Below are 23,204 nucleotides of genomic sequence, written 5' to 3' on the forward strand. Positions count from 1 at the left end.
TTAATACAATAATTGTTAGTTAATCTGAATAGATACTTTAGATTTAAGTGCTTCTATTATACCAAGTCTGATAATTTTTGACATTAAATTCTGAAAAACACTTTGTTTAGCCGTTTTTATGACAATTTGGTAGGTGATATTGCCACCTCTAGTTACACCAATTCGCACCGGTTTATAAACAGCCTGTCCCATTCCAAATGCTTTTAGTTCTTCCTTAATAGAAACATAGAGCCGAACTGAGTCGTTTTCGGCTTCACTTTCTTTCTTATGAAACACACTCAAACTGATCATCTTAACAGTCGGCGGGTAATGCATTAATTGACGGTAGTGAATTTCGCTGCGATAAAACTCCAGAAAACTCTCATTCTTGATCGAGTAGATTGTATCATTTTCTGGTTCGTTGGTTTGAATCACTCCTTTTGTTTTGTTATCCATGGCTTTAGCAAAAAATCGGCTATACATCTGATAGACATTTTCCGAAGCCTGATAGTTCCCCTGATTAAGATCTCGATCAATAAGAACGGCTGCCGCAACGCTTATATTGGATAAATTAAAATGTTTATTAATAACCTGGGTTCCGATTAAAATATCAAATTCACCACTGGCAATGCTCTTATTAATTTTTTTAATGTCAGATCGTTTCATATTTCCTTGTACGGTAGCGATCCGGACACCTGAAAAAACCTTTTTAAGATACTCTTCCAATTGATCAATACCGTAGCCCATGTGTCTGACTTTGTCGCTACCACATTCCGAACATAGCACTGGAACAGCCTTCTTATATCCACAGTAATGACATAGAAGTGAATGATCGTGATTTAAATATTTTAACGAAACACCGCAATGAGGGCATTTTTCAACATGACCACATTCTCTGCATAGAATGCTGTTTGCATAGCCTAAGTTATTGATAAACAGTACACTCATTCTCTTTTGTTCAATGCCCGATTGGAGATATCGAAGCAGCGTTCTGCTCAATATTCCCATATTGCCCTGGTGCATTTCTTTTTGCATATCGATGATTTCAATGGCATGGCGGAATCGTGGCTCTTCACCAATTTGAATGACTGCCAGCTCTTTTTTTTCAATTCGATACCACGTGGCGACCCTCGGGATATTGTCTGCAATAATATAAAAAGCCCCCATTATTTCACTCGCTTTTTTAGCGATATCAGTGATATGAAATTGAGGCATCGAAATGCTGTTATGAGACGAATCATGCTCATCGTCAATAATGATCAAGCCGAGATTAACATACGGTAGAAACACCGCTGAACGAACCCCAATTATCACCTTTATTTCCCCGGATCGAATCCGCAAATATAATTCAGTTCGTTGCTTCGGGCTGAGCTGTCCGTGAAAAACGCCAACCTTGTTTCCAAAGTATTTGTAGAACATTTCCATTCTCTGAAATGTCATATTGATTTCCGGAAAGATGACAACCGATGAGCGATTCGCTTTTAATTGATCTTCGATTGCCTTGAAAAACAAGCGATATTTACTCACTGCGTCAAAAACGTGAAAAAAAACCCCGGAAGTTTGTTTCGTTAATGCCTGGTATTGGTTGTAACTGCGCTGTTCGTTGTGTGTTAAGATAACTGATTGATGTTCATAGCCTGCAGCACTCAGATTGAGAGGCTGCTCTTGTGATGCTGTCTTATTAACACAAACATATCCTTTTTTTATTAAAGGCTCGAGACTTTTTTTATACTGGGCTGTAATTATTTTTAAATCTTCACCCTTCATATCGCTACGGAGTAGATACTCCATTAACTCGCACTGCTTTTTTCCAAATTTTTTATCCTGCTTTAAAGCCTCCCGCCCCATAGCAGTAAGATGATAGCTCGATTGGATCGACTTTTTTCTGCTCTCTGGGTCGCTTATTTTTTTCCAGCTTTTTTTAGAGTACACAGCCTTCTTTTTAATCAGTTCTGCTAAAATAATGCGATCTTCAGGCTTAACTTTCTTTAATGGGAGGACTTCATTCGCATTGTCAAAATAATGCTCAATAAACCAGTTTTGCTTTAAATCTAAGTCAAGTTTTTCATAATTCCGGTAATAATCAATTTCTTGCTTGATTTGTACTGCCATCGTAAAATACGAGAGGGCCTCATAAAATAAAGAACAATAGACGGTCTTCATCCAAAGACACAATTCTATTTGTTCTCTATTCAATATTGGTTCCATATCGATATTTTCTATAATCTCTTTGATTTTACCTGAGTAATCTGTCGTTTCTTTGATTTTTGTGATAAAAGCTTCAACCTGCCGATTTCCGATACCAAACTGCACAACAACCCGGATCCCCTCCTGAGTTACCAATTCCAGATGCACTGGAACACGATAATCATAAGCATGATCGATTCGTTTGTTTGTCTGGTTTAAAAAAACTTCGGCTATTTTCACAGTTTGAATCCTATTCGATTATTGTTGGTAACTCTTCTGTTTCGCCACTTTTTAATAAGGTTGAATGTGATTCGTTAACCATCTCAAAATGTTGTAACGACTCTGGTTCAGCTGTCTTATGGACGCAGTGGATCATTTCTTCGGCAATCTCGTTTGTTGCAATGGTGACCGGATTATCGATTTTAATTTTTACCAGTGGTTCATCTCCATCCACTATTTCTCTTGCTCGTTTTGCTGTTGCCAAAACCAAAGAATATTTATTTTCTGCCTTGTTAATCAAATCATTTAATGCTGGATATCGCATTGTTACCTCCCAAGTATATCTTCAATTTTATTTTTCAATCGTTCCGTTCGGCATTTTTCAGCCGTAATAATACTTTGTACCCGCTGAGCGGCGTCGTTTAAGTCATCATTTATGACAATATAACTATAGTCATCCGCATTTTTCATTTCTTCGTATGCACAATTTAAACGCATTTCCATTTGTTCTTTGCTTTCAGTTCCCCGCTCTTCGATGCGACGTCTAAGTTCCTGCATGGATGGCGGTACAATAAAAATATAAATCCCTTCTTTATAGTTGGTTCGCACCTTTGCAGCACCCTGAATATCAATTTCCAGAATCACATCAAAGCCGGATTCCAATAAGTTTTCTACGTAATCTTTTGGTGTTCCATAGTAGTTCTCATAAACTGTTGCATATTCCAGGTATTGTCCCTTTTTTATTCTTTCTTCAAAGCTTTCTTTGGAGATATAAAAATATTCCCGTCCATGCTTCTCACTATTTCTGGGCTGACGCGTTGTTTCAGAAATTGACAGCCGAAGATCCGGGTTTTTTCGACAAATAATCTTACAAACACTTCCCTTGCCAGCACAGGATGGTCCTGATATTACAATGAGAATCCCTTTTTCTCGCTCGAAAAACGGCTCGGTTAATTGTTCTTCTTTTAATTCTGTGTTTATTACTGGACAATCACTCATAGATTTATTTAACACCCCTACTCAATATTTTGTATTTGTTCTCTTATTTTTTCAATCTCACTTTTAACATCAACCACAATATTAGCAATAGCTAAGTCGCTGGCTTTTGAACCAATGGTATTGATTTCCCGATTTACTTCCTGTATCAGAAAATCCAGTTTTCTTCCTACTGGTTCGGTTTCTTCAACCATCCCTTCTAATCGGTCTAAATGGCTTTGCAGTCGAGTTAACTCCTCATCAATATTCAATTTATCCGTCATCAGAGCGACCTCAGTCAATAAACGTTTTTCATCTATTTCCACCGATTCAACATAGGAGGAAATCTTTTCTCGAAGTTCATTTTTATATCGTTCCAGCATATCCGGACTTTTTTCTCGAATATTTTCGACATAATTTCGAACAATACAGCAACGATTGACTACATCGAGTTTCAATGCATTTCCTTCACGTTTTCGGCTATCTTCAACTTCTTCCAATGTTTTTTCTAAAACCGGTTTTATTTTTGACCAGATGCTTTCATAATCATCAATGTCTTCTTCAACCATAATGACATCCGGAAACTTTGAAATCAAAGATAAGCTCAGATCATCCCCAATCATTGAATCAAGTCGGCGAATTTCGTTAAGTACCGAAATATAGTTTTGGGCTAAATCTCGATTGAAAACGATCCGACGATTTTTTGTGCCCAATTCCGAATATTTTATAAATATTTCAACTCGTCCTCTTGCAATGCTTTGTGAAACAGTATTTCTGATTTTTTCTTCGATTGGATTGAGGGTTTTTGGAATTTTTATAAAAAAATCTCTGAATCGATGGTTAATTGTCTTAATCTCAATTGAACAATCGACTTCCTCATCGCGATAATCTTTCCGCCCAAAGCCCGTCATACTTTTCATGATGTTTCTCCATTTCCATTAAATCCACCCGGCAAATTCCACATGACCAGTTAAGCGAAATACCAGGCAACAGCTTTTGTAATTTGGTTTTCATTTGAACCTGCAAGATTATTAGATACTAACGCATTCTGAAACTCAGCTCATCCTTACCTAATTTATACACTATATCGAATTTCAATGAAAAAGTCAACGATTCCCTACTTATTGAACACTTTATTGAAATTGGCGTTACTTATCTTAATCATTCCTTATTCATTGTTTTTTTTAACCCTTTATCATCCTTGAAGAACATGATAAAATCATTCTATATTGAACCGACGATTTGAAAGGAGCATTTTATGGCTTATGATGGTGTTACCCTGTATCATTTAATCAATGAATTTAAACCCCTCTTAATTGGAGGTCGCATACGAAAAATCTACCAACCAGAAATTGATGAAATTCGTCTTTTAGTCAACCTGGGAAATCAAAAAAAACATCTCTTACTCTCTGCAAATGCAAGCAATCCACGTGTATACATGACTGAAAAGATCAAAGAAAATCCGAGTGCGGCTCCTAGTTTTTGCATGGTATTGAGAAAATACCTTCTAAATGGAACCATTATTGATATTGCCCAACATGAAACTGACCGGATCATGGAACTTTCCGTCACAGCAAAAAACGATTTTAATGAAATAGTTGTTCGTAAACTACTCGTTGAAATAATGGGACGAAACAGTAATATTATTCTGGTTGATGAATCGATGAAAATTCTGGATTCGCTAAAAAAAGTCGGGTCAACTTCCAGTCGCTACCGCCAAATTCTTCCTGGTCGTGATTATGTTTACCCTCCAGAAAATAGCCGTCTCAGCTTTCTCAATCTTGACGCAAATCATTTGAATGAATTGCTGAGCGATTATAAGGATTCTTCAGTGGAAAAAGTCTTTGTTCAGGCTTTACTTGGCATCAGCCCCAACATCAGTCGGGAAATTGCCTTCAGGAGCGGTATTGATCCTCAAACTAGTGTGTCTGGTCTTTCAAAAAAACAAAAACAATTTCTGTGCGAAGCGTTCACTCAAGTCATCAACGAAATCAGGCAAAAATCTGAACCAGTCATTATTTATCTCGGACGTAAAATGGTGGACTTTTCAACCATTGACCTTCACTATCTACGATCTGATCACCGTTTCGAAGCATATCCGTCCATTTCAGAGATGCTTGAAGCGTATTATTTTATGAGAGACAAAGCCCTCCGCTTTAAAACCCGGGCGGCCAATCTACGCCAGCAACTGGATATTCTGGTTAGAAAAAACATTAAAAAGCTTGACAACCTTCAACAGGATGTTGATGCATCTCATAAAAACGAAAAATTTAAACTGTATGGCGATTTGATCACCGCCAATATTTATGCCATTGAAAAAGGCCAGGAAATTGCCACACTCGTCAACTACTACGATCCTGACTGCCAAACCATCGATATTCCTTTGAAAGTCAATCGAACCCCCGCTCAAAATGCCCAGCACTACTATAAAAAATACAACAAAAGCAAAACGGCACTTAAACATTTGGCCAGCTATATATTGGAAACGGAAGAAAAAATCTATTATTTGGAAAGCCTCGTCAACAGTTTGGATCAGTCTACTGAATTGGCTGAATTGGATGAAATCCGCCATGAATTTCTCCACTCTGAATTTAACAAAAAAGCAATCTCCAAGGAAGATAAGCAGAAACAACTACCTTCTAAACCCTTGCATTATATTTCATCTGAAGGTTTCCATATTTTTGTTGGTAAGAATAATTATCAGAATGACTTTATATCCACTAAAATGGGGAAAAATGAAGATTGCTGGCTTCATGTCAAAGATGCCCCTGGTTCTCATGTATTGATTGTTGCTGGTGGCCGCTTTATCACCGAGAAAACTTTACTTGAAGCTGGCAATTTGGCTGCCTGGTATAGTAAATCAAGAGGTTCAAGCAATGTTCCTGTCGATTATCTTGAGTTTAAATACCTAAAAAAGCCCAGTAAAGCAAAACCGGGTATGGTTATCTTTACCAATCAAAACACCATGTATGTAACCCCCACTCAGGATGGCGTTGAATCAATCGAAGTCATCACTGATACCAATTGAACCTATTTTAGTTTTTTTAGAATTTCTTTGAATGCTGGCGGAACTGATGCTCTGAAAACCAGGTGTTCATTCGTTCTCGGGTGGATAAAACCTAATGTATGAGCGTGGAGACATTGCCCCTCTGTTTTAAACGGATTATTCTTGTCTCCTTTCCCATACAATGGATCTCCTGCCAATGGATGACCGATCTTTTCCATATGCACCCGAATTTGGTGGGTCCGCCCGGTTTCCAGTTCAAATCGAAGAAGGGTGTATTGGGCATAACGTTTTATCACTTCAAAATGGGTAATGGCCGTTTTTGAATTTTTTTCCACTACCGCCATTTTTATACGAAGTTGCTCATGCCTGCCTATGGGCATATCTACCGTTCCACGATTGGGTTTGACATTTCCTTTAACCAGACCATAATATCGCCTGAGAATAGTATGCTCCTTGAGTTGTTCAGATAAACTTCGATGTGCAGCGTTATTTTTCGCAATCATCAGTAGCCCAGACGTATCCTTGTCAATCCGGTGAACGATTCCCGGACGCATCACCCCATTAATCTTTGATAAATTGTTAGTATGAAATAGCAATCCATTTACAAGCGTACCGCTGCTATTGCCCGGGGCTGGGTGGACGACCATCCCCTGGGGCTTATTTACTATCAGCACGTCATCATCTTCATAGATTATGTCAAGCGCAATATCTTCTGCTTGCATATGACAGGCAACTGGCTCAGGAATCATCAAGGTGATGATCTCACCAGTTTTAACGTGATAGCTGGCTTTCCTTTTTTGCCCATTCACCAAAACATCCCCTGCCGCAATAAGTCGTTTAATATATTCTCTTGAATAATCACCGGACAACGTGCTGCAAAAATGATCCAGTCGTTGATCGGTTTCTTCTGGCACAATATACTCATTATGCTCTTTCGTCATAACACCCTCCATTATTTATATATATCGATCCACTTCTAATCGGATATTACCTTTTTTTGTCCGCTCATCCATACTGATGATTTTTGCCTTTCCTTTACCTCTTAGCGACAGAATATCACCTGATTTCAGCCGAAAATCATTTTTATATATCTCCACGTAGTTCACCCGCAGTTTACCTTGTTTGATTAAAACAAGACTATTCTGTCTCGAAAAACCCCATATTTTATTGATGATCCCGTCTATTCGGTTCGAAGCAACCACCACAGACAATCGCTTGTAGTTCTTTTCAAAGCTTTCGATTTGCTGACTGGTCTTTATTGTCGTTCGTATCTCCCTTCCTTTAATCTGATTGAAATTGATCCACATGAACTCCTGTAGCCGCTGATGCATGATAATTTGTACCTTTTCATCACCCACATCGATATCACCAATACTCTCCCTAGTTATTCCCAAGTTCATGAGTTCCCCCAAGACATTGCGGTGATCAATTGGCATCACTTTTTCGAATTCAATGGCGAAGATGGGCCATTCCAGATCCTCTGAAGATAGATAATCCGGATAAATACATAACATCTTACGCTCAGCATCCGGGTGCCCTCCAAAAAATAGATAAGGGACACCACTATGCTTAATGGTGTCCGCTATTTTTTGTTGAAACACTTCATCATAAAAATCAAAGAATCGGGGTTTAAAATTTTTACAACACGCATCAGTAATACGTGATAATAAAAAAGTATCTTTTTTTTCTGTCATTAGACATCCCCTTAATACTTGATATCTGAATATAACTCTAAAATATTAACATGACGACCATTTTATAAAGCGGAAACAATACGATCTGCATTAATAGTATCGCAGCAAAGGCTGATAAATCCAATGGTCCAATGATTGTAAATCGTCGCAACGGCGATAAAATGGGCTCCGTTAAACCATAAATCGTCTTTACAAAAATATTATCTGGATTGGGTCTCACCCAACTAAAAATAATGTTGATAAAAATTAAAAGCGTGATCAATTCAAATAATAGATTACCGGCTTGAATGAGAATTCCTTGGATCATAAACGACCTATTCCATATCCTCATCCCACTCTAAAATCGGCGCATTGAAATCCAAATCATCATGCTGTGGATTAGTCAACACCGCCACCGCTTTTGGAGCTAAAATAAATACATTGTCTGCAATTTTATTAATTGAACCGTCTAGTGCAAATAATGCTCCACTTAAAAAATCAAATATTTTACGACCATTTTCATAATCAGTGTTTTTTAAATTCAATACAACTGTTTTGTTATTTCTTATTTTATTGCAGATACTTGGTGCATCTTTAAAAACTTCAGGTTCCAACACTAAGACTTCTGGACCGTCATCGAGGGATAGTTCACTTCGTCTTGAAGTTGTTGTTTTTTTTGCTTTTGGCGCTGTGAAGGCACTTTTTGTATCTTCAACATCGTCATCATATACATCTTCCTCGTAAATTTCGTCGTAACCATCCTCATTGTCTACTTCCATGCCAAAAACCTTAATAATTTTATCCTTAAATTTTTCTGCTGCCATCGTATCTCTCCTAACTAAATATTTTGCGTCCAACTCTAATCATATTGGAGCCCTCTTCTATTGCAATGGTATAATCATCAGTCATACCCATGGAAAGATAATTCATTTGAATAACCTCACCCACAGATTCCTCTTTTATTTTATCATAAATTCTTTTTAAATCCACAAAAATCTCACGTATTTTGTCATTATTTTGAGTTAAAGGACCCATCGCCATCAGACCTTTGATCCGGATAAACTGATATCCGGACAACTCATTCAATACCGTTTGCAGATTTTCTTCGAGAATTCCAGATTTACTGTCTTCTCGAGCTAAATTTAACTGGAGTAAAACATCGGTAACAATTCCCTGTTTTTTTCCTTCCTTTTCAATGACATCCATCAACTCGATTGAATCGACAGAATGGATCAGAAAGGTTTTACCAATTAAATATTTTACCTTATTTTTTTGCAAATGTCCAATAAAATGCCAACGTGGCTGATCGCCCAGAACCTCGTATTTTTTAAGAAAATCCTGAACCTTACTTTCGCCAAGGTCAAAAATGCCAGCTTCTAAAACCGCCTGGGTTGCTTCCAGACTTTGATATTTTGTCACCGCAACTAGCGTAACATCTTCGGGTATTTCTGATTTGATCCGTTTTATGTTTTCTGAAATCACTTTGTTTCACATCCTTAGGGATAAATACTAATCCGCATACCACTGCTTAAATTCGGATTCTCATCGGTTCTCAAAACAGCATAGCCATTATTATACTTTTCCACAACAACCGGAAATGAATCACTAAAATAACCTTTTGTTACGGTGTCGATCAATGTCTCATCTCCGATAGTGTATACTGCACTTTTGGGTATTTCATAGGCACTGTAGTCCTGAATAAAAACGTCAGATTTACCTATAACCACCTTAGCAAAGTCATTAACGTAATCTTTTAGCATCAGTACAACGATCTTTTGACCGCCTTCATCAATAACATCAACAAAATAACCGGAATATACCTGATCATCAAATTTAAATCTAAGCTTAGGAAAATAATAAAGCTGATCAACTCTTTTAATTAAAAACTCATAGTAATCTTGATTAATCCCACTGTCGGTAGTCCCCATCAATTCAGTCTTTAAGGCCTCAACCTCAGCTTCGCCCATAATGGCCATGTCACTTGGCATGGAAAAGGCGACATAAATGTGGTCATTATTTACAACCTTTAAAAGTCCTTCGGATTGCTGATCAACTTTACTGGCGGTTTTTAAAAAAGTGGTATTAATATAGGGGAGCATGCTTTCACTTAACGTTTTTTCAACTGGTTGGATCGATGTATAAACATAGCCACTCGAAAGCAGACCGAGCTCATTCAAGGCAATGTTTCGCGGCTGACCACCAAGCAGGCCAACCAGCGTTTGCCGTTTTTGTTGAAGGGCTGCTAAATCTAGCCCCATGTATTGCACTGATTCAATCAGAAACTTTTTTCGTTCCCGCTCTGTTTCACCGATCTGGCTGGTAATGCTTGAAATGCCTTGATAATTCGTCACCATATCGCCCACGATCCGGCTCCAGTTGTTATAGTACTCTTCTTTAATAATCGTGTCAATCACGGCAATTTGCTGATTTAAATATTCTGCATTAATAACCTTCGGCGAATTTGTCAATGGTTTATAACCATTGGCTTTTTCCCCTTCCATCAGCGACAAGTCACTGGCCTGGAAATTATCGAGCGTTCGATAATCAACATCTTTGAAAAAATACATCTCTGTTTTATACGATTCAGTATACTCTTTTTTTTCGAGCAGCATGCTCATATTACCCCGGTAACTGGAAATAATAATTATTGCTACAATAAAAAAAAAACGATGCCAACAACAATTTTTCTTAAAGAATTGACTCGTCTATTATTTTTTCTTTTAATTTGACCCATATTTTCACCTTAATAAAAAATGGTCTGAGTGAGAGGATTTGAACCTCCGGCCTCTTGACCCCCAGTCAAGCGCGCTACCAAGCTGCGCTACACCCAGACAGTAAATATATTATAATGAATCACGGGGGATTAATCAAGCTTTTTTTTATTTATTTTGTTTAAACCAACAAAAATACATCAATATTTAAGGTATCTGCGTTAAAAACCGCAGATACCTCTTTCGTAATTAATTACCCATTCGTTTTTCCATAGGGGTCGATTTAATCTCAGCATTATCGATAACAGCAATGATCACGGGTTGATACTTGCTGTTAAATAGACCCTGACGATCAAAGTGACGGATTGCCAGATAGGCGATGGCCGTTAGACAGATTCCTGTCAAAAAAGAGACCAGCACTTGATCCAACCCTAATTTGAAGCTACCAATCACATAATATGTCACGCTACTTCCTAAAATAAAGGCAACAAGCGGTATTCCATACATGATAAATGCGGCAACAAAGACATTGACAAATTGCATTTCTACTTCAACCGTTTCACCGTTCTTAGCATTGACTGTGTTCTTCGCTGTCGTTAACATAACTGACTGATCTTTGCTGATGTGACAGGCACCACAGTCACCACAAGCTGAATTACGTTTAATTTCAACTTCGGCATTATTTCCCCGAAGTGATCTAACTGTTCCTATTTCTTTCATTACAATTCATCCACAGAGATGCCCAGATCGATGAGTTGATCCAGACTGGCACTCGCTGGTGCATCCATCATCAGACAACCATGATTTTGAGTTTTCGGGAAAGCAATAACGTCACGAATATTGTCATTATCGGTAAGCAACATCACCAGACGATCCAGACCAAAGGCCAACCCACCATGGGGCGGAGTACCATATTTAAGAGCTTCCAGCAAAAATCCGAATTGCTCCCAGGCTGATTCCTGAGTAAAGCCCAACGCCGTGAATACTTTTTCCTGGATGTCCTGGTTATGGATACGAATACTTCCACCGCCCAGTTCGACCCCGTTTACGACCATATCATAAGCATCCGCCCGAACCTTTAGCAGATCGGTTTCCAGATACTGCAAGTCTTCTTCAAGCGGCATGGTAAAAGGGTGGTGTTTAGCAGTATAACGGCCTGCTTCCGGGTCATATTCCAATAATGGAAAATCCGTTACCCAGAGAAAATTATACTGGTCTTTTAAATCATATTCCAATTTACGTGCCAGTTCCAGTCGTAATTGACCTAAAGCATTACAGACTATTTCGTTGGTATCTGCAATAATAAAAATTAAATCCCCTGGCTTTGCATCAGTTTTTTCAAAAATTGCGGTTTTTTCTTCTTCTGAAATGAACTTCAGGATTGGTGATTTCATCTCGTCTTCGGAAACGTCGATCCAGGCTAAACCTTTAGCTTTATAAATCTTAGCAAAATTTTCCAGTCCTTTAATGCCTTTTTTACTTAATTTATCCTGCGCCCCTTTAGCATTGATGGCACGAACGCTACCACCCTTTTTTACGGCACTGGAAAAAACTTTAAATTCAGAGTTTTCAACAATTTCTGATAAGTCAATCAGTTTTAAGTCAAATCGGGTATCGGGCTTGTCCGAACCATATTGATCCATCGCTTCCTGATAGGTCATTCTTACCATTGGCGTTTGAACATCGACGCCTTTTACTTCTTTCATAATCTTTGCAATCATTTCTTCGTTAATGGCAATAATATCGTCTTTGTCAATAAACGACATTTCCATATCAATTTGAGTGAACTCCGGCTGGCGATCCTGTCTTAAATCTTCATCACGGAAACATTTGGCAATCTGATAATAACGGTCAACGCCAGAAATCATTAAGATTTGTTTGTATAACTGAGGTGACTGCGGCAATCCAAAGAACTTTCCTTTTTGTACCCGGGATGGCACCAGAAAATCTCGGGCTCCTTCAGGAGTCGGTTTAGCCAGCATTGGTGTTTCGACTTCCAGAAAACCCTTCTCATTTAAAAAATTTCTGGCAATGGCAGCTGCTTGATGTCGTGTTCTTAGAATTTTCTGGAATTTCGGTTTTCTCAGATCAAGGTAACGATATTTGAGTCGCACCGCTTCATTGGTCTGATCATTGTCTTCGATATAAATCGGTGGTGTTTCCGATGAATCCAGAATTTTTACCTCGATAATTTCAACTTCGATTTCACCAGTTAGGATATTTTTATTAACATTTTCCAGGCTTCTTAAGACAACCTTACCTTTAACCGATAAGACATACTCATTTCTAACCTTTTCTGCAATTTCAAAGGCTTCAGGTTTTTCTTCGTTGACCACCAGCTGAATTTTTCCGGAGCGGTCTCTTAAATCGATAAAAAGTACCCCACCAAGATTTCGACGATTATCTGCCCAGCCTGCCAATTCAACAACCTGCCCAACATTGCTTGCTGTTAATTCTCCACACATGGTATTTCTATAATAAGTATTCATTCTACCTCCAATGTATATAGTGATTTATTATCTTCTTAACCTTTATATTATAATGAAGATGTAATAGAGCTGTCAAGCGGGAATACTGAAAAACAATTTGAGTATCATGATTTATGAATCGTTTCAACGATTTAATGATTTATAATCGTCATTAATAGTCCAAATATAAAAAATCGGAACATTCTATTCCGATTTAAAAAATAGTCTTATTTTTTATTCATTGATAAAATGCGATAAGCACCGCACTTTTTCTCCACAATCTCCTCAAACCGTTCATTATAAGTTTTCACATCTTTTACCGTAAAAACCTTGGAGATATTATCGGTCACTGGATCATAGAGGTTTCCCGTTGCTCCAGCCCCAATACCTAGAGTTGACTGGCACTCAGCCATCATTAAAATGTTATAAATTCCTTCATGCCCCCGCTTGGCATACCCGACATTTTCACTGTTGCCCCGAGTATATTTTAGTCGATACAGATAATAGGGATCGAAACCTTCTGCAGCCAAGCGTTTTTTTACCGATTGATAAAAATCTTCACCATAGCCCTCGTTAACAACAATCCCGTTTTGATCTTTTAATCGAGAGCCTTTTTTAATCGACAAATTATGGATTGTGATGTTTTGAGGATCCAGGGCAAGAACGGCTTCCAGGGATCGTAAAAAATCTGCTGGTGTTTCATTTCCCAGTCCGGCAATTAGATCCATGTTCAAGGTTTTAAACCCGATTGACTTAATTAATGCCACCTGTTGTTCGAGAAGTCCCGCTTCCCATGGCCGTCCAACACTGAGTAACGTTTGCGGATTCATAGACTGCGGATTCAGACAAATGCGATCTACCTTATGATTTTTTGCTACTTCCAGCTTTTCCTGATTAATCGTTTCGGGTCGCCCTGCTTCCAGCGTATATTCCCTCAACTGCGATAAATTAAAGCTACCCTCAAGTACTGACATCAGCTGTTCCAATTGATCGGCACTTAACACGGTTGGTGTGCCGCCACCGATATACAAGGTGTCAATTCGCAAATTGGAAGCCTTTAGAACTTCCCCTGTTTTTTTAATTTCAATAAGTAAATGATCCAGATATCGCTGCAAATTTTCACCCTTTTTATCGACAATCGTGGACACAAAGGAGCAATAGTCACATTTAGAGGGACAGAGAGGAATTCCTACATAAATACTAATAAGGCGATTCGCCTCACTAACCTGTTCACTGGGAATGAGGCTGGCTTGTGTTTTTGCAATCTGAAGCAAAAGATCGGTGCGGTCATTGCTGACACGATAATAATCCCTGAATCTATTTCTTATTTGGGTTGTCGTCCTACCCTGTTTGTAATATTTCTGTACCATTTTTACTGGTTTAATACCGGTTAATGTTCCCCATTGCAGCCTTTTTTCAAAGTACTCAGATAGAAAATCATAAAGAAACCCCTTATAAAGGCTATTTTCAAGGGGTTCGACGCTGTTATTGAATTGATAGGTTCGAGTTAGTGCTTTACCACCTTCCCATGTCAAAGTTAGCACGACTTGCATTCCAATGGTTTTCTCAACGAGTACACCATCTGCTTTTCCTGTCAAGACATTTTTCACTCCCGGATCGAAGGCCTGATATAATTCGTGAAAATAATATTCTAATTCTGGCCGTTCTAAATCAAAGCGAAGCACCTTCATTGAACCCTCCTAGAAACGCCCCTTTAAAAAAGGATTGTGCATTTTTTCGTACCCAATGGTCGTATTCCCACCATGTCCCGGTAGTACAATGGTTGCATCATCAAGGATAAACAGTTTCATCTCAATCGCATTGAGTAACTCACTTAAGTCGCCATCTGCAAAGTCCGTTCGGCCGATCGAAGTGTTAAAAAGAGTATCTCCAGCTATGAGCTGACCGTCTGCCAAGAAACAGACCCCTCCCTTTGAGTGACCAGGTGTATGTATTATGCGGATAACAATCTCTCCTAATGTGATTGTTTCATTTTCGTTTAAATATCCATCAGCTGGCGCCAGTACCATGTCGATTCCAGCCAATGCTGAGAGGTTTCGTTTCGGATCCACAAGACAATCCGCATCATTTTCGTGAATCAGAACCTTTGCTCCAGTTAATTGCTTAATCTGATTAACGCCACCAAGATGATCGAAATGACCATGTGTCAGCAGAATGTATTTTACTTTGAGTTTATTGTCATTAATGATGTCACCAATTTGTTGATCCTCAAATCCGGGATCAACCACCGCCGCTTCCAGTGTGTTCTCATTCCAAACCACGTAACAATTTGTGCCCATTTGTCCCAGGGATTTTTTGATTACTTCCATATTGCTTTCCTTATCTATTTAATCAATTTAAAAAACTTTTTCACTATCTAATAACAGGGTAACCGGACCATCGTTGACAATCAATACTTCCATTTCAGCCTGAAAAACACCCGTCTCAATTTTTTTAATTGGTTGACGTTTTAATTTATCAACAAAAATGGCATATTTTTTTTCTGCAACATCTACTGGCCCACTTCGGGTAAAGCCTGGCCGTCTGCCCTTACGACAATCACCGTAGAGGGTAAACTGTGAGACTACTAACAATTCGCCTTCAACATCGAGAATGGAGCGATTCATTTTTCCATCGTTATCTTCAAATATTCTCAGGTTAACCAACTTATTGATGATATAGTCCATATCGGCCTCGGTATCATCATCTTTAATGCCCAGAAGTACATTGAGTCCATGGCCAATTTTTCCCACTGTTTCATTGTTGATCCGTACTTCTGATGCGGTCACCCGCTGTATTACTGCCCGCATAACTACTCCTTATACTCGGTAAATCTGTGTAATTTCTTTTATCTTGTTCAAATTCTTAATCAGCAAATTTAATTCCCGACGGCTTTTTACCTCGAGCGTGGCCGAAAAAAAGTCATATTCATTTTTCTCATTTTTCGCATTCAGAGCTGTCACCGGAATGCCCATATCCAGAAATGTTTTCGAAATTTGAATAATCGTTCCCGGTGATTCCTTGGCTTTTATGTGTATTTCTGCTGTAAATGATCCGGTACTGTATTTATTCCACTCTACTTCGACAATCCGGTTGGGATCCGTGAGATTAAGAACATTGGAACAATCCGCCCGATGGACTGATATTCCCCGGCCTTTTGTGATATATCCTACAATTTTATCGCCAGGCACCGGATTACAACATTTGGCAAAGTGGACATCAATTTCGTTATGGCCGGCAACAATCACTGTGCTACTGGATTTCTTGGGATCCTTGGTCGGTTTCTTTAAGACAATTTCTTCAACTTCTTCGGGAAACTCCTTAGGAAACAGTAGCTTCATTTTTTGAAAAACAGTTCCAATTTTTATCCCATTATAACCAATGGCCGCATAAAAATCGTTGAGGCTCTTATAACTGCACTTTTCCGCCAAAATCTCCAGGTTGTTCAAATTTAACAAATTCGAATGCTGCAAACCCTCACGTTTGATTTCACGCTCCAAAATACTTCGGCCTTTTTGAATGTTTTCATCTTTTTCTTCTTTTTTGAAGTATTGCTTTATTTTGTTGCGCGCATGTGGGCTCTTAACAAAAGTCAGCCAGTCTCTGCTGGGGCCATTCGAATTCTTGGAAGTCATGACTTCCACGATGTCTCCACTCTTTAAGGGACTATTGAGTGGGACAATTTTGTTATTTACCCGAGCCCCGACACAGCTATTTCCGATATCACTGTGAATTCGGTAGGCAAAATCCAGGGGACATGATCCTGCCGGCAACGGAACCACTGCGCCTTTTGGCGAAAAAACATAGACCTCTTCATTGAGAAGATCAACCTTAATGGTTTCCACCAATTCTCCGGCGTCTTCAGAATCCCGCTGGAGTTCAAGCATTTGCCGAAGCCAGGACATTTGAACCTCATACTTATTGTCCTTGGCATCCATTCGTCCTTCTTTATATTTCCAGTGGGCAGCGATTCCATATTCTGCAGTTTCGTGCATTTCTCTGGTACGAATTTGAATTTCGAAGGGTTCTCCTTTGGGTCCCATTACCGTTGTATGAATGGACTGATAGAGATTTGGTTTAGGCATGGCAATATAGTCTTTAAAACGTCCTGGGATGGGCGTCCATTGTGAATGAACCACGCCCAGCACCCCATAACAGTCTTTTAACGAATCAACAATAACCCGAACGGCAATCAAATCGTAGATTTCATCGAAGCTGCGGTTTTGGTTTTTCATTTTTCGGTAGATACTGTAAAAATGTTTAGACCGCCCATAAATCTCAGCATGGGTACCAACCTTTTCGATTTCTTTGGATAACACTTCAATTACATCAGCAATATAGGCTTCCCGGGCGCTTTTCTTAATTTTGATTTTTTGAACTAAATCGTAGTATCCTTCCGGATCCAGATATTTTAGTGCCAAATCCTCCAGTTCCCACTTGATGGTAGAAATTCCCAGTCGATTTGCCAAAGGTGCATAGATATCCAACGTTTCTTTGGCTTTCTCAATCTGTTTAGCTTCCCGCATGTATTCCAAAGTTCGCATGTTGTGAAGCCGGTCAACCAGCTTGATCAAAATGACCCGAATATCTTTGGACATGGCCAAAATCATTTTACGGAGGTTTTCCGCCTGGCTTTCTTCTTTAGACTGGAAACCAATCCGCCCAATTTTTGTAACCCCCTCCACCAGATCAGCAATATTTTGATTGAATTCTTCTTTAATATAATCATATGAATAGATTGTGTCTTCAATAACATCGTGCAAAATAGCGGCCACAATTGTTTCCGTATCCATTTGCATTTCAGCCAAAATATAAGCAACAGAAACCGGATGAATTACATAGTCTTCTCCAGAAAGACGTTTCTGATCTTTATGTGCTTCCCGGGCCAGATCATAGGCTTTAACGATCATATCCGTTTGAGCATCTGGATTGTTTGCTTTAACCAGATTTATTACATTGTCAATTTTTCCTCTTACTGCATCATTATCCATATCGTTTCTGCCTTTATTAATGAGTAGTCTTTAGTAGGGGTAGGTCACAATCGAGTGTACAAAATAATTCTTAAGAAGCTCACGCCCCCCCAATTCGGTGAGTTCAATCAAAGTGATAATGCCCGAAATTTCCCCACCAAGATTTTCGATCAATTTAGTAGCTGCCATCATCGTTCCCCCGGTTGCCAGTAAATCATCCACAATAATAACCCGATCTCCCGGCTTGATGGCGTTTTTTTGGATTTCGACAATATTTGATCCATATTCAAGATCATAAGCTTCAGATGAAACCTCACCAGGCAGTTTTCCAGGCTTTCGAACGGGCACCAGACCAGCACCAATCAAGTATGCCAATGGTGTACCAAAAATATAACCTCTGGCTTCAGGAATTACAATTATATTTGCATCAAGGGCTTTTGCCACCTTCGTCATTTCGTCAATGACATGTGCAAAAGCCTTTGGGTTTAAAATCAGACTGTTTATATCTTTAAAACTAATCCCTTCCTTGGGAAAATCTTCGTAAATATCAATGTTTTCTTTTAAATCCATCTTAATCTCCCTTTTCAATCACAAATCATTTTTTCTAATTTTATCATTAGTTGCGTGTTTTGAATATCCTTTTTTTCCTGTGTTTCTATAATTTTCGAAAAAACCAGCCCGTTTTTTAATCGGTATGCAATTAATCCTGCTTCTCGAAGTATTTCGCATGCCATTAAAAAATGAAATGGCGACAATTTTGTGCTATTTGGGTTTTGTACAGATACCCCAACTTCTCCCGATTTTTTCAGGACCAGATAAACGCATTTTACGGTCTCCCGCTGCATTCGCATTTCATACGGATCAATTCCATAAGACTGCAACTTAATTTCTATTTTGGGATTCACCGATTGAACGATGAACTTCACCAAAAACATCGCCATGTCAAAATCCCAGATGGGATTTTGGTGGATGTCTTTTAATACCAATTGCAAAGTTTTATTCCCTCGATACTCGTTGACATCCAGGCGACAAATAAACTCCACTCCCCGGAAACCATTTGCGCTTAATTCGGGGCGATTGGTCAAAAACTCGCCAAACCCAAAACCGACTCCGCTAACATCATTACTCAAACTCAGCCGCAAATGATTATTTTCTTTTCCCATGGTTCTCATCGAAATAATATCTGGACGGTTGAGGACAAATTGCACGCCGGGATTTCCCAGACCACACGGTTCAAAATGTGAGCAGTCATTAAAAAGATTCCAGGTGATTTCCGTCTCATCAATAATCGCATCGTAGGGAATTTTTTTGATCAGATGTTTTTTTATTTCTGTAAGGTGTCCGTATTCAATAATTTTCTTGGTCATCTGGGCGAGATTCTCAGCATCGATACTAAAACCGGCTGCTTGATCGTGGCCACCATAACTGGTAAATAACTCACTGCAAGAGTGTAAGGCTTCGAAAATATTAAATCCTTCCACACTGCGACAGGAAGCTTTCCCCTTTCCATCAGCGATACTAACAACAATCACAGGATTATAATACTTTTCCTGAATCCGACTGGCAACAATCCCAATAACACCCGAGTGCCAGTTTTCTCCAATGACGATTATAATATCATTTTTATATAGCTCCTGGGATTCAACCTGAGCAAGTGCTGCATCCAGAATGGTTGATTCAAGATTCTGGCGTTTCCGGTTTTCATCACTTAAAAATTTAGCCAATTCCATCAATCTAGCTGGATCATGTCCAGTGAGTAAGTCAACAATGTGATGTGCCTCTCCTAATCGCCCTGCTGCATTAATCTTGGGACCCAGCACAAAACCAAAATGCCAGGCTTTCACCTGGGCCAACTCACTTACTTCAATCAATGCCCGAATTCCAGGATTTTTGTGATTCGAATTAAGGTAATGTAGTCCCATGGCAACCAGAATTCGATTCTCATTCTGAAGTGGAACCAGGTCTGCTACTGTGGCTAATGCAACGCATTCAATCGCATTCTGCAAATCGAAATCTAATCCGAGCCTCGTACTGATCGCCTGAACAAGTTTAAAAGCCACCCCGGCACCACATAGTTCCTTAAATGGATAATTTTCTCCTGGCACCTTAGGGTTGATAATTCCAAATGCTGCCGGAAGCGTTCCTTGACATTCATGGTGATCGGTTATAATTACATCCAGATTGTGCTGATTACAAAAATCAATCTGGTCATTGGCGGAAATCCCATTATCGACAGTAATCAGAAGCCCCACCGCTTCATCAATTAAGTTTTGCAGCGGATCAATATGTAGTCCATAACCAGTGATCAGTCGATTGGGAATAAAGTAGGAAACATTGAATTCATGGCGTTTCAAAAAACTGTACATGATAGATACCCCAATAGTACCATCTGCATCATAATCGCCATACAAACATATTTTTTCGTTTGCCGCTTTTGCTTTTGCAATTCGGTTTACTACTTTTTCCATCTCGTTAAAAAGAAACGGATCATGAAGATCAGCCAGCGAAGGATTAAGATAGCGCCGGGCTTCCTCAATGGATGTTATCCCCCGACTGATCAGTATTTCAGCTGTTCGTTTTGTTAAGTTGAACTCCTCCATAATTTGATCTATTAAATCTTCATTTTCGGACACACTTAAATGACTGTGCTTACTTTTTCTTTGTATCCATTGTGTTTTTACTGACATATTCACCTCAAGATTGAATTGTATGATTTACTGTAGTCCGTACTAAAGATCAGACACCTAAAACGAAAGCGTCAGGGAGCTACCTCCTTGACGCTAAACGCTTTGTTATTTGTTTTATTTCATATGTTCGTTGTTAACTTTTAACCGCCGCACTTTTACTGGCCTGAAATTCTTTAATTTTGCACCAGAGGGCACTGGCGATAAAGATAGATGAATAGGTTCCACTGACAATCCCAACCATTAACGGCAGAGCAAAATCCTGAACTGCTGGCACCCCAAAGGCGTATAAAGCTCCGATTGCCAACAAGGTGGTAAAAGAAGTATTGATACTGCGTCGCAAGGTTTGGCTGACGCTGGTATCGACCAAATTGGCATAATCGTATTTCCCAAATTTAGGACGATTTTCACGAATGCGGTCAAAAACAACGATGGTATCATTGATGGAATATCCCAATATCGTCAGCATTGCCGCAATCAGTGGTGAATTCACTTGAATCTGGAAGATCGAATAGACCCCTAAAACAATGATCAGATCGTGCACTAAGGCGATGACTGCGGCTAAGCCAAACATAAACTCAAAGCGGAATGTAATGTACACCAACATCAGTAATACTGCGACAACTGCCGCAATCATGGCACTGTTAGCCATTTCTGCACCAATTGAGGGACTGACCGTGTCAATCGACAACAAATCCTTATCCTCTAAATTGTATTTTTCCTGAAATTTTGAAAACAGGGCCTGTCGTTCCTCAGTCGATAAATCTTTTTTGGTAGAAATAATCACCTGCGTCTTCGCTTCCCCGGCATAGGTCACATCAGCACTGGAATCATACTCTTCAATCAACGCTTTGGCATCACTGGTTTCAAAAGGTGTGTTTAACTCAATGGTGACAATGGTTCCACCAATAAAGTCAATACCAAAATTGAGTCCATTGATGAACAACGAACCAACACTGATAGCAATTAATATCAACGAGATGGCAAACCATATTTTGCTTTTTTCGGCTACTTGAATGTTCTTTTTCATTATGGTCTCCTCTCTATATTCCGTAGAACGAATTGCTTTTAAACAATTCAGTTTTCACCAATAAAATGACCAGCTGTTTAGTAATTACAACTGCCGTAAACATACTCACAAGAATACCTAAAATCAATGTCACGGCAAATCCCTGGACGCTTCCACTTCCTAAAAAGAAGAGTACAAAGCCAGCAATCAAGGTAGTCACATTGGAATCAAGGATTGTTGAAAAAGCTCTTGAAAAACCATTATCGATTGCTGTAAGTAGTGATTTTCCCAGCCGAGCTTCTTCTTTGATACGCTCAAAAATAATAACATTGGCATCTACCGCCATCCCAATGGTGAGAATCAATCCGGCAATACCCGGCAGTGTCAGAGTAACGTTAAGGGCTGTTAAGATTATCATAAATATAATGATAAAGATAATCAGCGCCAAATCAGCAATAATTCCCAGCCCGCGGTAGAAAATCAGCATAAAAACGAGCACCAGCGCAATCCCAATCATACCGGCATAGATACTTTTATCCAGGGAATTCTGACCAAGTGTCGGGCCAACCGTTCGCACTTCGATTGGCACCAGTTTGACAGGCAATGCCCCGCCGCGAATAAGGGAAGCAAGATTGCCAGCTTCTTCGATGTCGCCTATTCCTTCAATGACGGCCTCACCGTTAGTGATTGCGACGTTGACAGTAGGTGATGAAATAATTTCGTCATCGAGTTTAATCTGAATTGCCTGACCAATATATTTTTGGGTTGCATCAGCAAAAAGCTTGGTGCCTTCTTCGCTGAATTTTAAGGTAACAACCGCTTTTTCCAATCCGGAGCTGTCTGTCTGCATAACCCCTTTGGAATCCACGACGTCTTTACCCGTCAAAATAACGGTTCCGTCAGGCCCCACAAATTCCAGCTGAGCTGTTTTACCAATCAGATCCAGGGCTTCTTCCTGATCGCTTACCGAGGGAATGGAAACCCGGATGCGATTATCGCCCTGTTTTGTAATTGTCGGTTCCGAAACGCCTAACGTATCAATTCGCTGCCGGATGGTCAGCATGGCCGATTCAATTTTTTCTGCAGTAACCGCCTCATCATCCGTTGCCTGGGCTTCCAGCACGACATTGACCCCACCGGTTAAATCCAATCCGTAGTTGATGTTTTGACTGACATTACCAATGTCATAAACACCTACTGATACCCCATTAAAGAGTACATATCCTACCAATCCAATAAACAGCGCAATCAGGATCAATAGCATTCCGCTTTTCGCCTGACTATTTGTTTTTTGTTTACTCATGTACTTTCCTCCTTGTTGA

Annotated in this window: 21 protein-coding genes and 1 tRNA gene; 1 reads left to right on the forward strand and 21 read right to left on the reverse strand. The window is 39.3% G+C overall.

Annotation, left to right across the window (positions count from 1 at the left end; genetic code table 11):
* Nucleotides 1-15: 15 nt before the first annotated feature.
* The 4 genes from priA to BI182_RS11455 are packed head-to-tail and all read right to left on the reverse strand — an operon-like array spanning nt 16 to nt 4,280.
* The gene (gene priA, locus BI182_RS11440; protein ID WP_286808108.1) at nt 16-2,406 is read right to left on the reverse strand and encodes a replication restart helicase PriA; all 2,391 of its coding nucleotides are present in this window, start codon (nt 2,404-2,406) and stop codon (nt 16-18) included.
* A 10-nt stretch (nt 2,407-2,416) separates the two neighbouring features.
* A complete protein-coding gene (gene rpoZ / locus BI182_RS11445) occupies nt 2,417-2,710 on the reverse strand; it encodes a DNA-directed RNA polymerase subunit omega (protein WP_286808110.1) in 294 nt (97 codons plus the stop codon).
* A 2-nt stretch (nt 2,711-2,712) separates the two neighbouring features.
* Nucleotides 2,713-3,384 (reverse strand): guanylate kinase, encoded by a 672-nt coding sequence (gmk, locus tag BI182_RS11450; protein ID WP_175440931.1) that lies wholly within the window; start codon nt 3,382-3,384, stop codon nt 2,713-2,715.
* Nucleotides 3,385-3,401: 17 nt separating this feature from the next.
* On the reverse strand, nt 3,402-4,280 hold the full coding sequence (locus tag BI182_RS11455) for a YicC/YloC family endoribonuclease (protein ID WP_084633611.1): 879 nt from the start codon (nt 4,278-4,280) through the stop codon (nt 3,402-3,404).
* A 338-nt stretch (nt 4,281-4,618) separates the two neighbouring features.
* On the opposite strand from BI182_RS11455, the gene BI182_RS11460 reads away from it, so the two are divergent.
* Nucleotides 4,619-6,388, forward strand: coding sequence for an Rqc2 family fibronectin-binding protein (locus tag BI182_RS11460; RefSeq protein WP_286808114.1), 1,770 nt, complete (start codon nt 4,619-4,621; stop codon nt 6,386-6,388).
* A gap of 2 nt (nt 6,389-6,390) precedes the next feature.
* Here BI182_RS11460 and BI182_RS11465 read toward each other — a convergent pair whose 3' ends face one another.
* The 17 genes from BI182_RS11465 to secD all read right to left on the reverse strand — a co-directional run bounded on the left by BI182_RS11465 (nt 6,391) and on the right by secD (nt 23,185).
* Nucleotides 6,391-7,308: an RluA family pseudouridine synthase gene (locus BI182_RS11465; protein WP_286808115.1), complete on the reverse strand. Its 918-nt coding sequence runs from the start codon at nt 7,306-7,308 to the stop codon at nt 6,391-6,393.
* Nucleotides 7,309-7,323: 15 nt separating this feature from the next.
* Nucleotides 7,324-8,061 carry a YlmH/Sll1252 family protein gene (locus BI182_RS11470; RefSeq protein ID WP_286808117.1) on the reverse strand — a complete coding sequence of 246 codons (738 nt, stop codon included), beginning with the start codon at nt 8,059-8,061 and terminating at the stop codon, nt 7,324-7,326.
* Between the two features lie 37 nt (nt 8,062-8,098).
* Complete coding sequence (locus tag BI182_RS17300) at nt 8,099-8,392, reverse strand: YggT family protein (RefSeq protein ID WP_353744772.1); 294 nt, start codon at nt 8,390-8,392, stop codon at nt 8,099-8,101.
* Entirely contained in the window at nt 8,376-8,864 is a 489-nt protein-coding gene (locus BI182_RS11475; protein WP_070371201.1) for a cell division protein SepF, read from the reverse strand. Before BI182_RS11475 ends, BI182_RS17300 begins: the two co-directional genes overlap by 17 nt.
* A gap of 10 nt (nt 8,865-8,874) precedes the next feature.
* The gene (locus tag BI182_RS11480) at nt 8,875-9,522 is read right to left on the reverse strand and encodes a YggS family pyridoxal phosphate-dependent enzyme (protein ID WP_070371200.1); all 648 of its coding nucleotides are present in this window, start codon (nt 9,520-9,522) and stop codon (nt 8,875-8,877) included.
* A gap of 14 nt (nt 9,523-9,536) precedes the next feature.
* Nucleotides 9,537-10,652, reverse strand: a complete 1,116-nt coding sequence (locus tag BI182_RS11485) for a hypothetical protein (RefSeq protein ID WP_286808119.1) — start codon at nt 10,650-10,652, stop codon at nt 9,537-9,539.
* Nucleotides 10,653-10,794: 142 nt separating this feature from the next.
* A tRNA-Pro gene (locus tag BI182_RS11490) sits at nt 10,795-10,871 on the reverse strand.
* Nucleotides 10,872-11,000: 129 nt separating this feature from the next.
* Nucleotides 11,001-11,471 carry a SoxR reducing system RseC family protein gene (locus tag BI182_RS11495; RefSeq protein ID WP_286808121.1) on the reverse strand — a complete coding sequence of 157 codons (471 nt, stop codon included), beginning with the start codon at nt 11,469-11,471 and terminating at the stop codon, nt 11,001-11,003.
* On the reverse strand, nt 11,471-13,240 hold the full coding sequence (aspS, locus tag BI182_RS11500) for an aspartate--tRNA ligase (protein WP_228883389.1): 1,770 nt from the start codon (nt 13,238-13,240) through the stop codon (nt 11,471-11,473). The genes BI182_RS11495 and aspS overlap by 1 nt, the downstream gene beginning before the upstream one ends.
* 206 nt (nt 13,241-13,446) lie before the next feature.
* A complete protein-coding gene (hemZ, locus tag BI182_RS11505) occupies nt 13,447-14,910 on the reverse strand; it encodes a coproporphyrinogen dehydrogenase HemZ (RefSeq protein ID WP_286808123.1) in 1,464 nt (487 codons plus the stop codon).
* Between the two features lie 9 nt (nt 14,911-14,919).
* Entirely contained in the window at nt 14,920-15,549 is a 630-nt protein-coding gene (locus BI182_RS11510; protein WP_286808125.1) for an MBL fold metallo-hydrolase, read from the reverse strand.
* Between the two features lie 27 nt (nt 15,550-15,576).
* The gene (gene dtd / locus BI182_RS11515) at nt 15,577-16,029 is read right to left on the reverse strand and encodes a D-aminoacyl-tRNA deacylase (protein WP_286808127.1); all 453 of its coding nucleotides are present in this window, start codon (nt 16,027-16,029) and stop codon (nt 15,577-15,579) included.
* Nucleotides 16,030-16,038: 9 nt separating this feature from the next.
* Nucleotides 16,039-18,210 carry a RelA/SpoT family protein gene (locus BI182_RS11520; RefSeq protein ID WP_286808129.1) on the reverse strand — a complete coding sequence of 724 codons (2,172 nt, stop codon included), beginning with the start codon at nt 18,208-18,210 and terminating at the stop codon, nt 16,039-16,041.
* 30 nt (nt 18,211-18,240) lie between these two features.
* Nucleotides 18,241-18,759: an adenine phosphoribosyltransferase gene (locus BI182_RS11525; RefSeq protein WP_286808130.1), complete on the reverse strand. Its 519-nt coding sequence runs from the start codon at nt 18,757-18,759 to the stop codon at nt 18,241-18,243.
* Nucleotides 18,760-18,773: 14 nt separating this feature from the next.
* Entirely contained in the window at nt 18,774-20,876 is a 2,103-nt protein-coding gene (gene recJ, locus BI182_RS11530) for a single-stranded-DNA-specific exonuclease RecJ (protein ID WP_286808131.1), read from the reverse strand.
* Between the two features lie 133 nt (nt 20,877-21,009).
* The gene (gene secF / locus BI182_RS11535) at nt 21,010-21,903 is read right to left on the reverse strand and encodes a protein translocase subunit SecF (RefSeq protein WP_286808133.1); all 894 of its coding nucleotides are present in this window, start codon (nt 21,901-21,903) and stop codon (nt 21,010-21,012) included.
* A 13-nt stretch (nt 21,904-21,916) separates the two neighbouring features.
* Nucleotides 21,917-23,185, reverse strand: coding sequence for a protein translocase subunit SecD (gene secD / locus BI182_RS11540; protein ID WP_084633610.1), 1,269 nt, complete (start codon nt 23,183-23,185; stop codon nt 21,917-21,919).
* Nucleotides 23,186-23,204: the final 19 nt, after the last annotated feature.

It is taken from the genome of Acetobacterium sp. MES1 (assembly GCF_002237635.1).
Lineage (GTDB): Bacteria > Bacillota > Clostridia > Eubacteriales > Eubacteriaceae > Acetobacterium > Acetobacterium wieringae.

Excerpts from the sequence above, each read along its gene's own strand:
- rpoZ (WP_286808110.1), bottom strand. The coding sequence starts at position 2,710 with ATGCGATATCCAGCATTAAATGATTTGATTAACAAGGCAGAAAATAAA.
- gmk (WP_175440931.1), bottom strand. The coding sequence starts at position 3,384 with ATGAGTGATTGTCCAGTAATAAACACAGAATTAAAAGAAGAACAATTA.
- BI182_RS11455 (WP_084633611.1), bottom strand. The coding sequence starts at position 4,280 with ATGAAAAGTATGACGGGCTTTGGGCGGAAAGATTATCGCGATGAGGAA.
- BI182_RS11460 (WP_286808114.1), top strand. The coding sequence starts at position 4,619 with ATGGCTTATGATGGTGTTACCCTGTATCATTTAATCAATGAATTTAAA.
- BI182_RS11465 (WP_286808115.1), bottom strand. The coding sequence starts at position 7,308 with ATGACGAAAGAGCATAATGAGTATATTGTGCCAGAAGAAACCGATCAA.
- BI182_RS11470 (WP_286808117.1), bottom strand. The coding sequence starts at position 8,061 with ATGACAGAAAAAAAAGATACTTTTTTATTATCACGTATTACTGATGCG.
- BI182_RS17300 (WP_353744772.1), bottom strand. The coding sequence starts at position 8,392 with ATGAGGATATGGAATAGGTCGTTTATGATCCAAGGAATTCTCATTCAA.
- BI182_RS11475 (WP_070371201.1), bottom strand. The coding sequence starts at position 8,864 with ATGGCAGCAGAAAAATTTAAGGATAAAATTATTAAGGTTTTTGGCATG.
- BI182_RS11485 (WP_286808119.1), bottom strand. The coding sequence starts at position 10,652 with ATGCTGCTCGAAAAAAAAGAGTATACTGAATCGTATAAAACAGAGATG.
- BI182_RS11495 (WP_286808121.1), bottom strand. The coding sequence starts at position 11,471 with ATGAAAGAAATAGGAACAGTTAGATCACTTCGGGGAAATAATGCCGAA.
- aspS (WP_228883389.1), bottom strand. The coding sequence starts at position 13,240 with ATGAATACTTATTATAGAAATACCATGTGTGGAGAATTAACAGCAAGC.
- hemZ (WP_286808123.1), bottom strand. The coding sequence starts at position 14,910 with ATGAAGGTGCTTCGCTTTGATTTAGAACGGCCAGAATTAGAATATTAT.
- BI182_RS11510 (WP_286808125.1), bottom strand. The coding sequence starts at position 15,549 with ATGGAAGTAATCAAAAAATCCCTGGGACAAATGGGCACAAATTGTTAC.
- dtd (WP_286808127.1), bottom strand. The coding sequence starts at position 16,029 with ATGCGGGCAGTAATACAGCGGGTGACCGCATCAGAAGTACGGATCAAC.
- BI182_RS11520 (WP_286808129.1), bottom strand. The coding sequence starts at position 18,210 with ATGGATAATGATGCAGTAAGAGGAAAAATTGACAATGTAATAAATCTG.
- BI182_RS11525 (WP_286808130.1), bottom strand. The coding sequence starts at position 18,759 with ATGGATTTAAAAGAAAACATTGATATTTACGAAGATTTTCCCAAGGAA.
- recJ (WP_286808131.1), bottom strand. The coding sequence starts at position 20,876 with ATGTCAGTAAAAACACAATGGATACAAAGAAAAAGTAAGCACAGTCAT.
- secF (WP_286808133.1), bottom strand. The coding sequence starts at position 21,903 with ATGAAAAAGAACATTCAAGTAGCCGAAAAAAGCAAAATATGGTTTGCC.
- secD (WP_084633610.1), bottom strand. The coding sequence starts at position 23,185 with ATGAGTAAACAAAAAACAAATAGTCAGGCGAAAAGCGGAATGCTATTG.